Below are 320 nucleotides of genomic sequence, written 5' to 3' on the forward strand. Positions count from 1 at the left end.
CCGTAGTCGGCGACCTGGAAGATGGGAGCATCCTCGTCCTTGTTGATGGCGACGATGACCTTGGAGTCCTTCATGCCGGCCAGATGCTGGATGGCGCCGGAGATGCCCACCGCAAGGTAGAGCTGCGGCGCCACGACCTTGCCGGTCTGCCCCACCTGCCAGTCGTTCGGCGCGTAACCCGCGTCGACCGCCGCGCGGCTGGCTCCCACCGCCGCGCCCAGCTTGTCGGCCAGCGGCAGGATCACCTCCTCGAACTTCTCCTTCGAGCCGAGCGCCCGCCCGCCCGACACGATCACCTTCGCCGCCGTCAGGTCCGGACG

1 protein-coding gene is annotated in these 320 nt (G+C 69.1%); it reads right to left on the reverse strand.

Annotation, left to right across the window (positions count from 1 at the left end; translation table 11 throughout):
* The coding region (locus tag NDN16_RS20850) for an electron transfer flavoprotein subunit alpha/FixB family protein (protein ID WP_251115328.1) at positions 1 to 320 on the reverse strand (320 nt) is incomplete at both ends.

This window comes from Aureimonas altamirensis (genome assembly GCF_023702225.1).
Taxonomy (GTDB): Bacteria; Pseudomonadota; Alphaproteobacteria; order Rhizobiales; family Rhizobiaceae; genus Aureimonas; species Aureimonas altamirensis_B.